We start from the raw sequence: 18,854 nt of genomic DNA, 5'->3' as shown, positions 1-18,854 counted from the left end.
GCCGCAGGCCGGTTCAGAGCGGCGGCCGCGCGGGCCGGCCGCTCGCGCTGAGCAGCAAGTCAAGCGGCCCCTGCAGCAGATCGGCCATCAGGCCGCGCGCGCGCGCCGGCTCGCCGCGGATGATGGCCTGGCCCACGCGCGCGTGGTCGGCCGCGCTGGCGCGCGCCACGCCGGCATAGGCGTTGGTGCGGCGGATGCTGATGCGCAGCGTGGCCTCGGTCAGGTCGCGGAACTGGCGGATAAAGCGGTTGTTGCTGGCCACCAGCACCGCGTGATGAAAGGCGATGTCGGCTTCCAGCGCATCCTCCTCGCCACGCTCGGCGGCGGCCATGCGCTCCATGGCGGTCACGATGGCATGCCGCTGCGGCCCGGTGGCGCTGTGCGCCGCCAGGCCGGCCGCGCGCGGCTCGATCGCCATCCGCACTTCGGCGAAGTCGATCAACAGCTCGAGCGAGAGTTCGCGTTCCAGCATCCAGCGCAAGACCTCGGGATCGAGCAGGTTCCAGCTATCCTCGGGCTCGACCACCGTGCCGGCGCGCTGGCGCGCGCGCAGCAGGCCCTTGGCGGTCAGCATCTTCACCGCCTCGCGCACCACGGTGCGGCTGGCGCCGTACTGGGTGCACAAGCGCGCCTCGACCGGGAATGGGGCGGCGTGCGAAAACTGCCCGGTCACGATCGCGCGCCCGAGCACGTCGACGATGCGGCGGGTCAGATTGCCGCCGTCCTGCTTGCCCGTCCCGGTTTTTTCGTCCTGTATCTCGCTCATCATCCTGCCCATGGTCATGCTGCCGGTAGCCCGGCAGTGTAACCGATTCGGTTCAGGCGACCAGCGACTTGAGCATGGCTGCCGTCAACGCCGTTTGCGGCGCGAAGCGCGCCGAGGCGGCATACGCCGCCAGGCTGTGGCGCAGTTGGCGCGACACCGGATCGGCGCCGGCCGGCTCGCCCAGTTCAAAGCCGCAGACAATCAGGCGGCCGGCGCCGACCGTGGCTTCGATGACCAGGCCCAGCGAACGGCCCGTGTGCCAGTCGTCGATCACGCGCACCAGCGGCTGGAGCGACGGTGGCAGGCCATCCAGACGCAGCGCGGCGGCGCGATGCACCACATGCCACCATTGCCAGTTGGTGTGGGCGTCGGTGGGGAACGCGGCCAGCGCGGGATGGGCCGGATCGCACAGGACGCCCAGCGTGGTCGGTCCCTGGCCCTCGGTCCACAAGGTATTCCAGAAAATCGTCGAGAAACCGAACTTGACCGGATGGCGCTCGAAGTTGCGCACCTTGGCCGGGGGCAGGCCCAGCAGCACGGTGTCGCCGCGCGCCAGCAGCGGCAGCGCGGCCGCCACGCTGTCGACCACCTGCACCGCGCCGGCGGCCGCCGGCAACGGCGGATAGACCCACAGTTCCCAGTCGTTTTCCACCGGCGCCGCCAGGTCCGGGCTGCGCAGTCCGGCCACCAGCTTGCACTTGGCGGCGCGCTCGACACGCGCCAGCGGCAGCGTGATGGCGCCCAGCGGCACGCCGGTGCCCTGCGGCACGCCGGCCAGCTGGAATTCGCCCTGCTCCAGCACGCCCTGCTCCGATTCCAGACGCCAGTAGACGCTGGCCGTCCCCAGCGGCCGCGCACCGCTGTGCGCCACCTCCAGCTGCACGCGCGGCGCCTCATCGTTGCCGAACACGCGTTTCGGCAGGCGCGCCAGCATCACGGTCGGGCCGCAGAAACGGCTGAATTCGGCCGCGCCGACATAGCCCTTCTCGCGCCAGAATGGATTGAGCACCCCCACCAGCGCCGTGCCCTGGCCGGGGAAGTCATGCAGGTCCAGCAGCTGGAAGCCGCCCATGCCGGGCGTCCTCAGCGCCGCCTCGATTTCCTCCTTGTACAGCAAGGTCTGCAAGCGGCCCGACGCGTGCAGGAAGGCCGGCGCCAGCGCTGCCAGGCCGCTGGCGCGCAGACGGTCCTCGAAGATATCGAAGTTCTTGGCCTTCAGGTGGCCGCTGTACTGGGCGCGCTCGCGCAGGTCCGGATACACGCACCACTGGCCAATCTCGTGGCTGACCACCGGCACCTTGCGCTCGCCGATGAAGCCGCGGTAATCGATCATGGTCTCGGGCGGACGGCCGTTGACGCGCGACTTCAATTCCTCGCCCCACTGCTGGATGCGCGGCTGTTGCAGGATGTGGTACTGGTTTTCCGCCAGTTCCGGCCAACCGGCGCCGGAGGTCCACAGCCGCCGCGCATCGCGTTGCGCGAAATGACGCACGAAGTTGGCCAGATAGGCCGGATGGTTCTTGCCGCCCGGCTCGTTCCCCTGCGGCATCAGCATGAAGCTCGGATGATTGCCGTAGGCTTTCAGCACGCGCGCCGCCTCGGTCATCGACCAGGCATCGACCGGCTTGCCGTCGCCGATGGTGGTGGAGCCGTTGGCCCAGCACAGCTCGATCTGGTAGTAAAAGCCCATCTCGTCGGCGGCGTCGAACGCGGCCTGGGGCGGGCAGTAGGAATGGAAACGCAGGTGGTTCAGGCCGAACGCGCGGGCGATGGTCAGGATGCGGCGCCATTCCGCGATATCGGTCGGCGGATGGCCGGTCAGCGGGAAGATGCAGCATTCCAGCGTGCCGCGCAGGAACAGCGGGCGGCCATTCAACAGGAACTGGGTGCCGCTGGTCTTCAGTTCGCGGAAGCCGAAGCGCACCGCGACCTCGGGGCCGTCATCCAGCCGCACCGCCACCACGTGCAGCGTGGGCGAAAACTCGTCCCAGAGCCCGGCGTCGGCCGGGTAGGGCACGATGGCCTCGAAGCTGCCGCCCTCGGGCTGCCAGCTGACATCGACCTGCCGCACAGTGCCGCCGCCGGCAAGCCGCACCCGGCCGCTGCCGGCGCGCGTGGAGGCGTTGCCGATCACGCCCTTGAGCGTGACGCTGCGGGTGTGGATATCCGGGTAGGCCTGCAAGTCCTCGATCCACACCGGTTGGCGCGCCGACAGTTCGATGTTGCCGATAATGCCGTTCCAGTTGCCCTGGGTATGGTCGCTGACGCCATGCGCATCCGAGCCGATGTCGACGATCAGGCGGTTATCCACCCGCACCGTCAGCAGGTGCTTGCCCGGACTGAGCTGGCCGAGGTCGTAGACGTGCGGCGTGTGCAGGCTGTCGTCGCGGCCGAGGTAGCGGCCATCGATCCAGGCCCGGGTTTCCCAGTGCGGGCGTTCCAGCGAGACCACCGCGTGCTTGCCGTCCCAGTGGCGCGGAATGACGATCTCGCGCTGGAACCATGCGGGCCCGACATAGTGGGTGTCCGGTTGCAGGAAAAACGGCACTTTCACCTTGCCCGGCGCGCGGTAGGCGGCATATTCCGGCGCGATGAAGAATTGGCGGTTGAACAGCTTGGCGGTCCACTGGGTATCCACCGTGATGGCGTCGCCCAGCGGCTGCGCCGGCAGCGAACCGCGTACCGGCACGGCCGCGGCCAACGGGCGCGTGAACCAGCCTTCCATCATGCCACGGTCGGCGCGGTCCAGGCTAACGGCCCAGTCGCCCTCCATGCGCGTGCGCTCGCCGCCCGCCGGCGCGGCGTGGCCGGCCACCGGCGCCAGCGCCATCAACGCGCCGCTGGACAAGGTTTTCAGGAAGGTGCGACGTCCGCTCCGGTCGCAGTTTGTTTTACTAATCGGCATACGGCATCCTCTGATATTGACATACTTTAATCTCCGGAACCCCGCGAAAAACGGCCTGAAAACTGGTCTCCAACAGTGAAAGGCCACGCGATCCCGCGCTAAAAAGTATTATATATTTCAGAAAAAAGGAACGACCGCCGGGCCCCATGCAGATTCGACATGGCTTTCGCACGGAATAGCATGGTACGTATCGAATTTACAAAAACCTTTCTTTTTCAATAGCAATATTGCCAAAAACGAAGTATTGTTGTGTTCGCACATTGGCGTTACAGGAAACTAACGCCGCGCCGTCGCTCAGCACTGCGGCGTACAATAAATTCAAGCGAGTGTTGTGCGGAACAACGGGAATATTTATTGCCTGTTGTTAATGGCTTGGGGTCGGACTACAATCGGAAAATTCACTCAGTCGCGTCATTTTGCGGAACTTGTTCATATGTCTTTTTTGTCCTCTGCTTCGCCCAAGTTAGCGCCGTGGAAAGTTCTGTTGGTCGACGACGAACCGGACATTCATGACATCACCAAGCTGACCCTGAGCCGCTTCCGCCTCGACGGCCGCGCCCTGACCTTCCTGCACGCCTACAGCGGCGCCGAAGCCAAGGAAGTGCTGGCGCGCGAGACCGACATCGCCCTGGTGTTCCTCGACGTGGTGATGGAAAAGGAAGACAGCGGCCTGGAAGTGGCGCGCTGGATGCGCGAAGACCTCGACAATCAGTTCACCCGCATCGTGCTGCGCACCGGCCAGCCCGGCCAGGCGCCGGAGGAACGCGTGATCGTCAATTACGACATCAACGATTACAAGGAAAAGACCGAGCTCGACCGCACCAAGCTGTTCACCACCACCTTCGCCGCCCTGCGCGCCTACCGCGACATCATGAAGGTGGAGGAGGCGCACCGCGCGCAAGTCAATTACCGCGAGGGCCTGGAGCGCGTGATCGCCGCCTCGGCCCACATCTTCCAGCAACGCAACCTGAAGGACTTCGCCAACGGCCTGCTGCAACAGGTGGTGGCGCTGCTGCGCCTGGAACACAGCATGCTGCTGCGCCTGCGCGGCGCCACCGCCATCAGCGGCGAGAACGAGTACGAAATCCTGGCCCAGATCGGCGACGAGGAAGGCAGCCTGCTGACCCCGCAAGTGCTGGCCCAGCTGGACGCCGCCAAGAGCAACAAGATCTCGCGCGTGGAGGGCGACACCTACATCGGCTATTTCCCCAACAACAGCGGCAAGGCCTCGCTGCTGGTCTTGAAGGGCGTGGAGGAAATCTCGGAGATCGACACCAAGCTGCTGGAAGTGTTCTGCTCCGGCGTCGCCATCGCCTTCGACAACATCCTGCTGAACCAGGAAATCACCGACACCCAGGCCGAGCTGATCCTGCGCCTCGGCGACGTGGTCGAGTCGCGCTCCAACGAGGCCGGCAACCACGTGCGCCGCATGTCGGAAGTGTGCCACCTGCTGGCGCAGGCGGCCGGCCTGCCGGAGGACGAGGTGGCGGTGCTGCGCCACGCCGCGCCGATGCACGACATCGGCAAGATCGCCACCCCGGACGCGGTGCTGCTCAAGCCGGGCAAGCTCGACGCGGCCGAATGGGAAATCATGAAGCAGCACCCGGCGGTGGGCCTGTCCATCCTGGACGGCTCGCAGCGCCCGATCCTGAAGGCGGCCGCCGTGATCGCCCACCAGCACCACGAGAAATACGACGGCAGCGGTTATCCGCAAGGCTTGAAGGGCGAGCACATCCACAAGTACGCCCGCATCGTCGCCGTGGCCGACGTGTTCGACGCGCTGATGCACAAGCGTTGCTACAAGGAGGCGTGGCCGATCGAGAAGGTGGTCGACCATCTGCGCGAAGTCTCGGGCCACCACCTCGATCCGGTGTATGTCGACCTGCTGATCAAGCACATCGACCAGGCGCTGGCCATCAACGAACGCTTGCCGGATTAAGTCCGCGCCACCTAAGGCGAACAGGTAAGTCCGGCCTCCGTCTGAAGGCTGAGGCAGCGAAAAAACCGGCGGTTCCCTGCTAGTATCGGCGGCTCTGACAGCCTCCAAAGGAACCTCATGAAAACCTCCACCCTTCTCGGCGCGGCCGCCATGGCCGGCGCGCTGGCCCTGCCCGCCGCCTTCGCGGCCGACGCCAAACCGACCGTGGTGCTGGTGCACGGCGCCTTCGCCGACTCCTCCAGCTGGGATGGCGTGACCGCCAGGCTGGAACAGGACGGCTACACCGTGATCGGCGCCGCCAACCCGCTGCGCAGCGTGAAGTCGGACGCCGCCGCGGTGGCCGCCGTGGTGAACAGCGTGAACGGCCCGGTGGTGCTGGTCGGCCACTCCTACGGCGGTTCCGTGATCAGCGCCGCCGCCGCCGGCGCCGGCAACGTCAAGGCGCTGGTCTACGTGGCCGCGTTCGCGCCGGAGGCCGGCGAAACCGCGGTCGGCCTGTCCGGCAAATTCCCCGGCAGCACGCTGGGCCCGACCCTGGCGCCGCCGGTGGCGCTGGCCGATGGCGGCAAGGACCTGTACATCCAGCAAGCCAAGTTCCACAGCCAGTTCGCCGCCGACGTGCCGGAAGCCAAGGCGCGCCTGATGGCGGCCGGCCAGCGCCCGATCACCGACGCCGCGCTGAACGAGGCGGCGCCGGCGCCGGCATGGAAAACCATTCCGTCGTGGTTCGTGTACGGCAAGGCCGACAAGAATATCCCGGCCGCCGCGCTGGAATTCATGGCCAGGCGCGCCAACGCGAAAAAGACGGTGGCGATCGCCGGCGCCTCGCACGTGGTGATGACCTCGCATCCAGCCGAGGTGGCGCAACTGATCGAAGAGGCGGCCGGCGCCAGGCGCTAACTCAGGCCTTGTGGTCCTGCTGGCGGACCAGGCGCTCCACCGTGGCGCGCAGCCCCTTGAGGGATTGGCTGACACTGTCCAGTTGTTTCTCGTCCTCGGCGCGCTGGGCGTCAAACGGCGCCGCCACCGGCTGGACGGTTGTGGCGGCCTCGGCGTCGGCCGAGGCTTGCTGTTCCGCGTAGGCGCCGTAGCCGTCCGGCGTTTGCGTGTCCGGCACGCTGTTTTCGGGCGCGGCCCGCAGCACGCCGGACACCTGCTTCAGCTGGCTGGCCAGCTGCTTGAGCTGTTGCAGCAGGGCCTTGGCGTCCTTGCCGCCAAACAGGGCCAGCATCTTCCTCAGCGCCTCGATTTCCTTCTTGATTTCATCCACGCGCTGGCGCGCCAGGGCTTTCTGGTCCTGGTCCGCCTTGCGCGACAGTCCATCGGTCGCCGCGGCGTTCTTCTTGGCGATATCCAGTTTCTTTTGCATCAACTCCTGGTAGGCGTCGGTGCTGGAACCGGTGGCAAATGTAGATATGGACAACATGATGGGTCTCACGAAAGGCTGCTCAACTGATACAGGCGACGCGGCCGGCCGTTCCGTTAAACGCAATTGCGCTGGGCTTATCGCCCCTCCCCCGAACCAGCCCGAGGCATCTTTGTTGAAATAAATAAAAGATAGATTGTGACAATCGGATAGAAATATTGCCTCCAAATTATGTGAAACTGGTTTCATTAAAGTTATTTTAAAAGTCAAACGAGGAGGGGGAAATGCTTGTAAAGACGGCAAGTTCAGCGGGATTTTTACTGCTAGTCCTGATGCACATCAACCACGCCACGGCATCCGAGGAGGCGCAGTCGGCACCGGCCGAGGAAGTGCCCTACTTCCTGACAGTGGGCGCCCAGGCCGAGATGGAAAAGTGTTTCGGGTTAGCCAACGCCAAGTCCAAAGAGTGCGTGGCCGACGCGGATTCGGACGACTGCAAGGTATCCGAAAAAAAATCCAAGGATGGTAGCGAGTTCACATACGTCCCGCGCGACAGCTGCGTCAAGCAAGGTGGGCAGAAGGTCATGACTAAACGGCCTAAGCCACAGAAGTGACGCTGTGAAGCGCAAGGCGGCCCGTCCGGCCGCCAGCCTCACATGACCATCCCACACGCCGGACCAAATCCGTTAAGGCATATGAAAAATTCCATCATGACTCAGCATCCACGCCTACGCCACGCGGCAATCGCCCTGGCTTTAACCAGCTCGCATCTCAGCGCCTCCGCTCAAAACGATACTCCCTCACCGTCACCGGATATCCCTAGCGTTGAAATCAAAGGAGATCGCCCTGACAAGGGACCCGGTTGGTCCATGCCATCCGCCCCCGTGGATCTGCCCTCGATCAGGCTACCCTCCTTTCAAAACATGCTGCCGAACGCACAGAACAACAGCGGCCTGACGGATCCGTTATGTCCCGGGAAAAAAGCCATCCCCACAACCAGTCCCACGACGCCGAATCCGGTGGTGATCGCCACAGGCGAGAAGTTCAAGCTGGAGACGGATTTTGTGGCGACGTCGCCGTCGGGATTGTCGCTGGAACGCACCTACCGCAGCCAACACAAGGCAGGCAGTCTGTTCGGTCCCAACTGGTTGTCGGGTATCGAGCAGCCGAGCCTGGTGTTTTACAGCTATACCAACGACATCCCCGATCCGATCACAGTGATTGACTCGACGGGGGCGGAACACGTCCTGAGCAAGATGACCTCCCCGCCCGGCTATCCGCCGGGGCTCAGACTCTACCCGGGGCCGGCGGCCGTAGGCTATTTAACTTTCGACGTCGCCCAGAATAAATACACGCTGTACAAGAATAACCAGCGGTTCAGCTATTTCGCCGATGGCCGCTTTGACAAGCTCCTCTCCGGCACGGGCGCCATACTGCTCCAATACAATTGGAACGGGGCCGGGCAAGTGGGGGCGATCACCAACGCCGCCGGGCAATCGCTTCAGTTCAACTGGGTGAACAACCGGGTGACGCAGGTGACCGACCCGAACGGACAGAGCTGGAAATACGCCTACGACGGCAACAACATGCTGGTGAAGGTTACCGCCCCGGTGGACGCCGCGAGCGGCGTGCCCGCCGACTACCGGGAGTATATGTACGAGGACAGCCGCGACCCGACGTTGCTGACCGGGATCAAGGTGAACGGCGTGCGCTACAGCACCTACCAGTACGACGCCAGCAAGCGGGTGATCGACAGCGCGCTGGCCGGACGCGAGGAATTCGAATCGTTTGTATATGGCGGCAACTATACCGATGTGACCGACGCGCGCGGCCAGACCACGCGTTACACCTACACCACCTATCTCACCGAGAAACGCATCACCTCGCAATCGCGCAGCCTGACCGCCAGTTGCCCGGCGTCGGTGGCCTCGACGTTCTATACGGCGAACGGAGACATCGACTACACTCTGGACTGGGAAGGCAACAAGACGGACTATTTCTTCGACGGCACCAAGGCGCTGATCAGCGTCACGACGGCGGCGGGCACGGCCAACGCGTTGACGAAGTTCAATAACTGGGGCCCCAACAGCCGCCTGAGTTCGACCGAATTCCGCGACGCCAATGGCACCACCTTCCGGCGCATCGACTACACTTATAAGACCAACACAGCCGTGCAGGACTATGGCCTGCTGGACACCGTGACCGACAACGACCTGGCCAGCGGCGAGCAGCGCAAAATCGGCTACACCTACACCTACCACCCGGACGGCCTGCTGGCGACGCAGACCACCACCTACTATCTGGCGGCCGGCAACCAGACCGAGACCACCGCGTATGACGCGTTCGGCAACTTGATCCGCACGACCAACCAGCTGGGACAGTCGGTCTCGTTCAGCGGCCATGACAAGCTGGGCCAGCCCGCAACGGTGGTGGACCTGAACGGCATCAGCCATACCCTGGCGTACAACCTGAACACCACCCTGAGGTCGGCGACCGATAATCTGCCCACCGGGAACCGCGTCACCACCTACAGCTACAACGGTGATCGCCAGGTCACCGACATCGTGTACCCGGACGGCAGCGCCAGCCGCTATCGCTACACCGCCAGCGGCCGGCTCCAGCAGGTGGGCGACGCCGCGAACAACTTCGCCACCGTCGCCTACAACGCGCCGACGCTGACCACCACCACCAGCTCGGCCCGCCAAACGCCCAACTGGACCGGCAGCGCCACCTCCGCCGTGGCGAACGGCAGTTTCGTCGCCACCGCGAAGGACGACTCGCTGGGCCGGCTGTACACCAGGATCGGCAACAACGGCCAGGCCTGGAACTATCGCTACGACAAGAACGGCAACCTCGTCTCGCTGTCCGACGCCAACGGCAACGCGAAGTCCTTCGAGTACGACGCCCAGCGGCGCCTGACCAAGGCCACCGTGCTGCCCGAGGGCAGCGCCACGCTGTTCCACTACGACGCCGCCGGCAACCGCGACTGGATCCGCGACGCCCGTGGCGTGCAGACCAACTACACCTACAACGCCTTCGGCGACGTGCTGACGGTGACCAGCCCCGACACCGGGACCACCACCTACACCTACGACCAGGCCGGCCGGATGGCGACCGAGCACCGCGCCAACGGCGCCCTCCTCCAATATACCTGGGATGGCCTCGGCCGCCTGACCTCGCGCACGGTGGGCGCGGCCACGGAAACCCTGAGCTACGACCAGGGCACCTATGGCGTCGGCCACCTGACCGGGACCAGCAACGCCAGCGGCCAGACCAGCTATACCTACACGGCGGCGGGCCAGTTGGGCACGCAGACCGCGGTGATCACGGGGCAAACCTATGCGACCGGCTGGACCTACGACGCGGCCGGGCGGCCGCAGACGCTGACCTACCCGTCGGGTCTCAAGCTGACCTATTGGTATGACACCTACGGCCGCTTGAACAAGCTGACCAGCAGCCTGGGCGGGACCTGGAGCACCATCGCCGATTCGTTCCAGTACCAGCCAGTGAACGGCAGGCGCTACGCCTGGCGCTTCGGCAACAACAAGCCACGCTTGCTGACGCTGGACACCGACGGGCGCCTGGTCACGATCGACAGCCTGACGGTCCACAAGCTGCAACTGGGCTACGACCCGGCCGACCGCCTCAAGACCCGCGCCGACAGCCTGGACGCGAGCAAGTCGGACACCTACGGCTACGACAGCGCCGACCGGGTGAGCTCGGCCGCGCGCACGGCCGGCGGCGAATCGTTCAGTTGGGACTTGGTGGGCAACCGCGCCTCGCACACCGGACCGGCCGGTGTGTTCAACTACACCAACGACACGGCCAGCAACCGCCTGCAATACTGGGCCTCGTCCACCGGCGACCGCTACCGCAACTTCAGCGCCTACGACAGCGTCGGCAACCTGAGCGCGGAACAACGCAAGAGCGGCGCCGCGCTGTCGACCATCGGCTACGACTACGACCTGTTCAACCGCCTCAGCGCCTTCCGGCAGAACGGCGCGGCCCTTGGCGCCTATAAATACAACGCCCTCGATCTGCGGGTGGAGAAAATCACGGCGGCGGGCACCGCGCGCTACGTGTACGGCCCGTCGGGCCAGTTGCTGGCCGAGACCGGCCCGTCGGCCACCGAGTACGTGTGGCTGGGCGGCGAGCTGCTGGGCATCGCGCGCGGCGGGCAGTTCTACGCCAGCCACAACGATCAGGTGGCCCGTCCGGAGGCGCTGTCGGACAGCGCCGGCAACGTCGCCTGGCGCGCCAACAACAGCGCGTTCGACCGCGTCGTCACGCTCAACACCGTGCCCCTGAACATCGGCTTCCCGGGCCAGCAGTATGACGCGGAGTCCGGGTTGTGGTACAACTGGCACAGGTACTATGACGCCACGCTGGGACGTTACCTCCAGAGCGATCCGATCGGGCTGGCGGGGGGCGTCAACACCTACGCATATGTCGGGGGGAATCCTGTTTCATTATCCGATCCAAGTGGATTGGCAAGCGATCCCCCTCCGTTGGTACCGATGCACTCACTTAGCACAATCAAGAGCCCATCTAGCAATTACCTGAGCTGGGCGAGAGAGTCAACGCCGAGCATAGTTGAGTCTTTGAAACCAGGATCGCCAGAGCCTTTGCGAGTTGGTTCCGACGGAAGAATTTGGGATGGCAATACCCGAATTACGATACTTCAAGAGCGTGGTGTTAATGTAAATAAATTGCCTCGTGTGCCCTATAAACCCGGGGGCATGTGTCGTGTCCCTGGAGTCTTGGGGGCATTAGGTACGCTTGGACTATACTTGGATATTAGCGACATGGTAGAAAGAGGAAGTGAAATAGATCGAGAGAATGCCGTTTGTGGAATAAAACCAGGGGCAGCAGAAGTAGGATGTATGTGACCATTCGGTATCTGCAAATGCCGTAAAAACTGTTCAGCCCCAAAAGTCACGCAAGCAGGGCAGCGGTGGCGTGAAGCGTATATTTAGCAAACGTTTTTGATACTAATTTTAAGAAACTCTGCCAGCATAAGTCAGATGGATTGTTGGCCTTTAGCATAACATTTGCAGCTTATACGGAACTTTGAGGAAAGAAATATGATTAATGATGATGCTTCAATGATTGAGGCGATGCCTATAAACGAACGCGCCCGTTACTTGAATTCTTTAGCCTTTCATCTAACTGTGGTCGCACGAAATACCTATGTTCCTGCCGAAAATGCCGTCGAACGGCCGGTCGCTTTACGGGGGGTTGTCGAAATTAGCCATCGGGTGCTGTCGAGAGTTTTGACGTTGCAGCGGGGTGAGGATATCGTTTCAGCCGATTCGTTTTTGACAATGCTATTTGGATTGGCACAAATTTACGACTGTGTCTTCGAATTGGAAAATGCACTTGCGTTTTCGGCAGAGTCTTATTTGAAAAGCTAATAGTCCGTTTCATCAAGACATTTACGAGTAAGTCATGATGGGATCGAATCTATTCCATTGATCGGTTTGGCGGACGGCTGTCCAAGGACCAGTTATGCGTCTTGACTACCATCCATATCCCGGAACAGGCGGGGAGTCGCGTCTGCACTTGAACATTGGTCTGGAGGTGTTCATATTCCTCTTGACCCTAGATCCTTCTGGGATGGGCGCCCCTAAATGTTACATGGACAAACCCCGATTACCTGCGTAAGCGTTAAGCGAGCTGGTGAAGCGGACTGGCGGCTCAGTTTTCACATAGAAATTCTTACAGGCTCATGGTGATTCTTTGAAAAGCAAAAAACAGCGCAGTTGGATTTATTTTTTATTTGGCGTTGTTGCGTTTTTCGCTTCACTGTGGAGCTTTCTGTGGCTATTTTCTTCAGCTAGTCTTGCCAGTAATTTTTGCAATAATAATTTTAGCCTTTTGCATGAACACTTTCGTTGCAGGCAACCTTATATCGCAATAATTTCTTGTATCGTTTTAGGCTTGATCTCATTGATACTGTTTGTGGTTGGTTGGCGTCGAATTAAACGTGGTGCGACTACCCAGTCAGGTCTGAAAAATTAAACGGAGCCTGATTCTAAAGGCGAAACGGCAAAAAAACGCCAGCCTGTTTCTGACTAAGGAAGCGAAGTGAAGGTGAACCGAATGTTTTTTCTTTTAGCGGCACTAATGCTTTGCTCATGTTCAAAGACTGAAAGGATTGGGCAGGCTTGGACTCTTCAAACCGGAGTATCAGTATTGGAATCGAAAGTCTGCGACCAAACGGCGCTTAAAGATGGGTTGTCCGTTTTAAAGCAGGCTAATCGTTACATTGTAGAGGTGAGTGAGACATTCGCATGCGAGGCTGAGTTACGCTCACCTTGGCTAACGGTTGCAAAGGAACACAAAGCCACCTTGGTTCTTACGCAGAGTACAAGAGGAAGCGGCTGCGAGTGTCGTGGGAGGGTTCGCGTGCAAATATCTGATCGTTTAGAAGCGGGCGACACATTGTATCTATTGAATGAGAGCGAGGTTGTGGGGCATATCGTGCTTCCCTAGTAAAACGCCTTGCCAGTCGGTGTCGAGGACGCCGTATGCATCGGCGAGCTCGGCCGCGCACACCGGACCGGCCGGCGTGTTCAACTACACAAACGACGCGGCCAGCAACCGCCTGCAATACTGGGCCTCGTCCACCGGCGACCCTGCCGCAACTTCAGCGCCTACAGCGTCGGCAACCTGAGCGCGGAACAACGCAAGAACGGCGCCGCGCTGTCGATCTGAGTGGGGAAGGCTACGCGGACCGCAAAGGAGCAAATAAAGGATTCCTTACGTATATACTCCCATGTATTCCGCTAAGTCCTTGCTATTCCAACACCCATTGGTCTGTCCATGAACCAGACGCTCTCCCGCCCGACCATGATAAGTTACTACCTGGTCATCTTCCTCTTGCTGGCGACCCCGTTGTTGCTGATCTGGCATCATTTCGGCATGACCAGCACCCTGGAGATCTCCCCGCGCCAACCGCATGGCTTCCGGCTGACCGATGACAGCCAGCGCGACAACGGCAACTCGGTCTCGACGCTGGAGCGCACCGACGACGCGCTCATCATGCACTGCCAGCTGGGCGCGGCCGCCAACTACCCGTTTTGCAAGATGCAGTTCCTGGTGGGCGACCCGGTCAAGGGGGTCGACTTTTCCCGCTTCGACACGATCACCTTCAACATGCGCTACGCGGGTCCGCATCCGCAAATCTTCAAGATCCATTTGATGAATTTCGAACCCGAGATCTCGGTGCTGGGCGACTGGAACTCGCAGCGCTTCAACGAGGCGGAGATCACCATGCCGCCGCAGCCGGTGTTCACGATTCCCCTCAATGTCCTGCACACCGCCGAGTGGTGGCGGACCGTCAGCAAGGTGCCGCTGTCGCAAAGCTACACCCGGCTCGACCACGTGACGGCGGTGGAACTGTCCACCGGCGTGGTCCCGCCCGGCCAACGGATCACGATGGAGGTGCGCTCGATCAAATTCCGCGGCAAGTGGATCTCGAAGACCAATCTGCTGATGGGCCTGGTCTCGGCATGGATAGGCTGCGGGCTACTGGGCTTGTCGCTGGGCCTGCTCCACCTGCGCTTCAGCCTGTCGGCCAGCAATTCACGCCTGGAAAGCCTGACCGCGATCGACCGCGAACGCAAGGCGGCCGAGGCGGCGCGCGAGGCGGCGCTGGCCGAGGCGCTGCGCCTGGCGCACCAGCGCAGCAATTTCATGGCGCAGATGAGTCACGAATTACGCACGCCGCTGAACGCCATCATGGGCTATGCCCAGCTGCTGCGGCGTAACAGCGAGCAACTGAGCGAACAGCAGGCGGCCAGCCTGGCGACCATCCACGACAGCAGCCAGCATCTGCTCACCCTGATCAACGACATCCTGGACCTGGCGCGGGTCGAGGCCGGCAAGATGATGCTGTACCCGACCGCCACCTCGCTCGGCGGCTTCCTGCAGGCGGTGGCCGACATCATCCGCGTCAAGGCCGAGGAAAAAGGCCTGGCGTTCAGCTACCAGCTGGCGCCCGGCCTGCCGGCGGCGATCACCATCGACCAGACGCGTCTGCGCCAGGTGCTGCTCAACCTGCTGGGCAACGCCGTGAAATTCACCGACCACGGCCAGGTGTCGCTGCGCGTGCTGCCGGCGCGCTCCACCGGCGCCGGCGCCGACGCCGTCCATGACGGCCAGGCCGGCGTGGGCTTGCGCTTCGAGGTGGCCGACAGCGGCATCGGCATGAGCGCGCAACAACTCGAACGCATCTTCCAGCCGTTCGAACAGATGGGCAATATGCAGCGGCGCGAGGGCGGCGCCGGCCTGGGCCTCGCCATCAGCCGGCAACTGGTGCGCATCATGGGCGGCGACATCGCGGTCGCCAGCGCGCTCGGACAGGGCAGCACCTTCTGGTTCGAGCTGGCGGCGCCGGTCGCCACCAGCGCCCCGGCCGTGGTGCGGACGCCGCACGCCATGCTCGGCTACGAGGGCGAGCGCAAGCGATTGCTGATCGTCGACGACCAGCCGGCCAGCCGCGCCATGCTGGTCGATTTGCTGCAAGCGACCGGCTTCGTGGTGGCGGCGGCCGAGAACGGCCTGGAATGCCTGGTCCTGCTGCACAGCTTCAAGCCCGACCTGATCGTCATGGATGTCATGATGCCGCTGCTGGACGGCAATGAGACCACCCGCCGCATCCGCAAGACGCCGCCGTGGGAGCGCACCCCGATCATCGCCGTGACCGCCAGCGCCAGCCCGGAAGACGAGTCGACCTGCTACCAGGCCGGCGCCAACGCCTTCCTGGCCAAGCCGATCGAACACGAGGCCTTGCTGCACACCATGGGCACGCTCTTGTCCCTGAACTGGATTGCCGCGCAGGCGCCGCCGCCGCCCGCCGCCCCGGCCGACGCCGACGACGCCAGCCTGGTGATCCCGCCGGCGCAGGAGATCGAGACCCTATGGCAGCTGGCGCAACACGGGGACATGCGCGAGATCATGAAGTGGGCCGACCGCCTGCAAGCGCTGGATGCCGTCTATGCGCCGTTCGCCGAACGCCTGCGCGGCCTGGCGCGCGGCTACCACTCGCTGGCGTTGACCGCCTTCGTGGTGCGCTACCGCGACGCGCAGGCGCAGGCGCTGTCGCCCTAGCCCGCCGTCCGGCTCACTGGCGCCGGATCTTCGGGAAGCGCAACTTGTAATGCAAGCCCATGCCGGGCGCGCTCGCCACCTTGACGGTGCCGCCCAGCGCGCCGGTCACCAGGTTGTACAGGATGTGCGCCCCCAGCCCGCTGCCGCCCGAGCCGCGCTTGGTGGTGAAGAAGGGATCGAACAGCTGCGCCAGGGTGCTGGTGTCCATGCCGGCCCCGTCGTCGCTGTACTCGAAGTCGACGAAATCGCCGTCGACCTTGCCGCTGATCCTGATCTTGCCCGCCTGCCCCTCCTCGAAGCCGTGCACCAGCGAGTTGACCACCATATTGGTGACGATTTGCGAGATCGCGCCCGGGAAGCTGGCCATGTTGATGTGCTCGTCGCACTGGATCTCGATCCGGATCGGCTTGCCCTTGAGCTTGGGCTGCAAGGACAGCAACACCTCGTCCAGGTACTTGCGCAGGTTGAAGCTGCGGATATCGTCGGACGACTGGTCCACCGCCACCTGCTTGAAGCTGCGCACCAGCGCCGCCGCGCGCTGGGTGTTGGTGGTCATGATCTTGAGCGACTGGTCGACGATGTCGAAGAACTGCTGGAGGCCATCCTCGTCCAGCGTGCCGTCGGCCAGCTCGGCGCGGGTCAGCTTGAGCTCCTCCACCAGATGGCTGGTGGCGGTCACGCAGATGCCCAGCGGGGTGTTGATCTCGTGCGCCACGCCGGCCACCAGCCGGCCCAGCGAGGCCAGCTTCTCCTGCCGCACCAGCTCGCCCTGGGCGTCCTTGAGCGAGGTCAGCGCGCTTTCCAGCTGGGCGTTCTGTTGCTCCAGCCGCTCCTTGGACAGGCGGATCTGGCGGTCGGCCTGCATGCGGGCGATGGCCACCGCCACGTGGCTGGCCATGAAGGCCAGGATCTCCAGGTCGGCCTGCGTGTAGCGCACCTGGTCGTCGTAGCTTTGCACGATGAGCACGCCATACGCCACGTCGCCCAGCAGCATGGGCGCGCCCATCCAGCTATGGATGTCGATATTGCCCAGCGGCCGCGCCATCGCGCCGCTGTCCACCAGCGCCCTGAAGCCGTCGCGGTCCAGCAGCATGGCCTGCTTGCGCTGCAAGACGTAGGACGACATGCCGACGCCGTAGTCGAAGCGCTTGACCGGCGCCTGCTCATCCTTCTCGTCGACAAAATAGGGAATGCTGATTTCCTGCGTGTCCGGGTGATACAGGGCCATGAGGAAATTCCTGGCCGGCAGCAGCTCGCTGATGATCTGGTGCAGCCGCATGTTCAGGCGGCTGCCGCCGGTGGCGGTGGCCGACAGGTTGGCCAGTTCGTACAGGCCGCGCTGGATATTCTCGGCGCGGCGGCGCTCGGCCACCTCGTGCTGCAACTGGGCGGTGCGCTCCTGCACCGCGCGCTCCAGCCGGTCCATGCTCTGCAAGCCTTGCAGCGCGCTGGAGACGTGGTTGGCGATCAGCGCGAACAGCGCCTGGTCCTCGGCGCTGAAGGTGTGCTGCTGGTCATAGCTCTGGATCACCACCGCGCCCAGCACCTGGTGATTGTGGTCGAACAGCGGGCAGCCCATCCAGTGCTCGGCCACGGTGCCGATGCCGAAGCCGGCGTTGTCCTCGCGCTTGGAATGGTGCTCGGCCGCCGTCATGACGATGCGTTCGCGGCTCAGGATCACGGCCGCCGTCGGCGATTCGCCCGCCACCAGCTCGAACAGGGCGTCGCGGTTGGGCGGCTCGTCCACCTCGTCGACGTAGTACACAAAGCGCACCAGGTTGGGCGGGCCGTCCTGGTCGCTCAGGGCGACAAAGAAGTTGGCGGCATACATGATGCGGCCCAATGCGGCGTGCACGGCCTGGAGGAATTCGCTGATATCGGTGCAGCTGCTGGATTTCTGCCCGATTTCGAGCAGCACGGTCTGGACGGCTTCCAGCCGGGAGAGTCGACTTTCCATCATTTTCCTATGTTTATGCGCATAGGAAATACTACAGGTGAAGCCGGGACCAGGCAACGGCGGCAAGCGCCGCCATCGCCTGGCTTGCGCGTTTGCGCGTTATCGTCTACCGGTCGGCTTACGCGGCGTCGGACGATTTGCGCTGTCGTCGGGCGAGCGCGCCGACCAGGCCCAGGCCACCCAGCAGCATGCCGTAGGTGGCAGGCTCAGGTACGGCCGAGACCGTGGCGCTGCCGGTGTAGGAGCCGGCCGCCTTCGACAACACGGTGCCGGTCACCAGCAGGAAGTAATTGCCTGCGGCCAGCGGACCCGAGCTCAGCTCCCACTGGTCGGTCTTGCCGGTCGACAGCTGCGTGCCCTTCAGCACCAGACCGTCCGCGTTGAACAGGCTCAGGTCCAGGATGTCCAGACCGTTCTTGGCGTTGCCGGACGACGAGAAGGTGTCGGCGAAGATCGAGCTGCCGGCGCCGACCGTGAAGGTGTAATGGTCGGCGAAGGTGTTGGCGACATTGTTGCCGGTGATGGCGTGGCCGAAGAAGCCGGAGCCGCCGCTCAGGTCCAGCGCGGTGTCCGGATTGCTGATGTCGGCTGCCATGGCGCCCTGCGCCATCATTGCTGCGCCTGCGAATGCGACTGCGGTTGCGATGCGTTTTGCTATTTTCATATTACCTCCTTGGGTTAAAAAAAACGGTGTAAAAATTACACCGTTCACGAGGAGGCTAAAATTTAACAGCCGAGCCTGTTTTTAAAGGCCCCGCACGATTGAAAGTTACATCCGCTTACACGTTTATTTAACGAAATCTTAAT

Annotated in this window: 12 protein-coding genes; 7 read left to right on the top strand and 5 right to left on the bottom strand. The window is 63.1% G+C overall.

The window, feature by feature from the left end; genetic code table 11:
* Positions 1 to 13 precede the first annotated feature (13 nt).
* On the bottom strand, positions 14 to 766 hold the full coding sequence (locus GM676_RS08210) for a FadR/GntR family transcriptional regulator (protein WP_211923186.1): 753 nt from the start codon (positions 764 to 766) through the stop codon (positions 14 to 16).
* A gap of 52 nt (positions 767 to 818) precedes the next feature.
* Entirely contained in the window at positions 819 to 3,671 is a 2,853-nt protein-coding gene (locus GM676_RS08205; RefSeq protein WP_211923185.1) for a DUF8487 domain-containing protein, read from the bottom strand.
* Positions 3,672 to 4,104: 433 nt separating this feature from the next.
* On the opposite strand from GM676_RS08205, the gene GM676_RS08200 reads away from it, so the two are divergent.
* Together GM676_RS08200 and GM676_RS08195 are read left to right on the top strand one after the other, a co-directional pair.
* Positions 4,105 to 5,610 (top strand): DUF3369 domain-containing protein, encoded by a 1,506-nt coding sequence (locus GM676_RS08200; protein ID WP_155463043.1) that lies wholly within the window; start codon positions 4,105 to 4,107, stop codon positions 5,608 to 5,610.
* 117 nt (positions 5,611 to 5,727) lie between these two features.
* Positions 5,728 to 6,510 carry an alpha/beta fold hydrolase gene (locus GM676_RS08195; protein WP_155463042.1) on the top strand — a complete coding sequence of 261 codons (783 nt, stop codon included), beginning with the start codon at positions 5,728 to 5,730 and terminating at the stop codon, positions 6,508 to 6,510.
* A 1-nt stretch (position 6,511) separates the two neighbouring features.
* On the opposite strand, the gene GM676_RS08190 is transcribed toward GM676_RS08195, so the two are convergent.
* Positions 6,512 to 7,036 carry a hypothetical protein gene (locus GM676_RS08190; RefSeq protein ID WP_155463041.1) on the bottom strand — a complete coding sequence of 175 codons (525 nt, stop codon included), beginning with the start codon at positions 7,034 to 7,036 and terminating at the stop codon, positions 6,512 to 6,514.
* 224 nt (positions 7,037 to 7,260) lie between these two features.
* On the opposite strand from GM676_RS08190, the gene bufA1 reads away from it, so the two are divergent.
* The 5 genes from bufA1 to GM676_RS08165 all read left to right on the top strand — a co-directional run bounded on the left by bufA1 (position 7,261) and on the right by GM676_RS08165 (position 16,090).
* On the top strand, positions 7,261 to 7,590 hold the full coding sequence (gene bufA1 / locus GM676_RS08185) for a BufA1 family periplasmic bufferin-type metallophore (protein ID WP_155463040.1): 330 nt from the start codon (positions 7,261 to 7,263) through the stop codon (positions 7,588 to 7,590).
* 309 nt (positions 7,591 to 7,899) lie between these two features.
* Positions 7,900 to 11,865 (top strand): RHS repeat-associated core domain-containing protein, encoded by a 3,966-nt coding sequence (locus tag GM676_RS08180; protein ID WP_170304256.1) that lies wholly within the window; start codon positions 7,900 to 7,902, stop codon positions 11,863 to 11,865.
* A 195-nt stretch (positions 11,866 to 12,060) separates the two neighbouring features.
* The gene (locus GM676_RS08175) at positions 12,061 to 12,390 is read left to right on the top strand and encodes a hypothetical protein (protein ID WP_155463038.1); all 330 of its coding nucleotides are present in this window, start codon (positions 12,061 to 12,063) and stop codon (positions 12,388 to 12,390) included.
* 1,090 nt (positions 12,391 to 13,480) lie between these two features.
* A complete protein-coding gene (locus tag GM676_RS08170; RefSeq protein ID WP_155463037.1) occupies positions 13,481 to 13,693 on the top strand; it encodes a hypothetical protein in 213 nt (70 codons plus the stop codon).
* 108 nt (positions 13,694 to 13,801) lie between these two features.
* On the top strand, positions 13,802 to 16,090 hold the full coding sequence (locus GM676_RS08165) for a response regulator (RefSeq protein WP_155463036.1): 2,289 nt from the start codon (positions 13,802 to 13,804) through the stop codon (positions 16,088 to 16,090).
* 13 nt (positions 16,091 to 16,103) lie between these two features.
* Here GM676_RS08165 and GM676_RS08160 read toward each other — a convergent pair whose 3' ends face one another.
* Both GM676_RS08160 and GM676_RS31785 read right to left on the bottom strand, forming a co-directional pair.
* Complete coding sequence (locus GM676_RS08160) at positions 16,104 to 18,047, bottom strand: GAF domain-containing sensor histidine kinase (RefSeq protein WP_155463035.1); 1,944 nt, start codon at positions 18,045 to 18,047, stop codon at positions 16,104 to 16,106.
* Between the two features lie 118 nt (positions 18,048 to 18,165).
* Entirely contained in the window at positions 18,166 to 18,711 is a 546-nt protein-coding gene (locus tag GM676_RS31785; RefSeq protein ID WP_211923184.1) for an FxDxF family PEP-CTERM protein, read from the bottom strand.
* Positions 18,712 to 18,854 lie beyond the last annotated feature (143 nt).

Origin of the sequence: Duganella radicis, from assembly GCF_009720825.1 — a bacterium.
In the GTDB taxonomy this organism is placed as follows: domain Bacteria; phylum Pseudomonadota; class Gammaproteobacteria; order Burkholderiales; family Burkholderiaceae_D; genus Rugamonas; species Rugamonas radicis.
The sequence above is the reverse complement of the archived record's forward strand: the minus strand, read 5'-3'. Positions and strand labels throughout refer to the sequence as shown.

Bases quoted from the DNA above. Each gene is read 5' to 3' on its own strand.
- GM676_RS08160 (WP_155463035.1), bottom strand. From the start codon at position 18,047: ATGGAAAGTCGACTCTCCCGGCTGGAAGCCGTCCAGACCGTGCTGCTC.
- GM676_RS08210 (WP_211923186.1), bottom strand. From the start codon at position 766: ATGAGCGAGATACAGGACGAAAAAACCGGGACGGGCAAGCAGGACGGC.
- GM676_RS08175 (WP_155463038.1), top strand. From the start codon at position 12,061: ATGATTAATGATGATGCTTCAATGATTGAGGCGATGCCTATAAACGAA.
- GM676_RS08200 (WP_155463043.1), top strand. From the start codon at position 4,105: ATGTCTTTTTTGTCCTCTGCTTCGCCCAAGTTAGCGCCGTGGAAAGTT.
- GM676_RS31785 (WP_211923184.1), bottom strand. From the start codon at position 18,711: ATGAAAATAGCAAAACGCATCGCAACCGCAGTCGCATTCGCAGGCGCA.
- GM676_RS08190 (WP_155463041.1), bottom strand. From the start codon at position 7,036: ATGTTGTCCATATCTACATTTGCCACCGGTTCCAGCACCGACGCCTAC.
- GM676_RS08180 (WP_170304256.1), top strand. From the start codon at position 7,900: ATGCTGCCGAACGCACAGAACAACAGCGGCCTGACGGATCCGTTATGT.
- GM676_RS08165 (WP_155463036.1), top strand. From the start codon at position 13,802: ATGAACCAGACGCTCTCCCGCCCGACCATGATAAGTTACTACCTGGTC.
- GM676_RS08195 (WP_155463042.1), top strand. From the start codon at position 5,728: ATGAAAACCTCCACCCTTCTCGGCGCGGCCGCCATGGCCGGCGCGCTG.
- bufA1 (WP_155463040.1), top strand. From the start codon at position 7,261: ATGCTTGTAAAGACGGCAAGTTCAGCGGGATTTTTACTGCTAGTCCTG.
- GM676_RS08205 (WP_211923185.1), bottom strand. From the start codon at position 3,671: ATGCCGATTAGTAAAACAAACTGCGACCGGAGCGGACGTCGCACCTTC.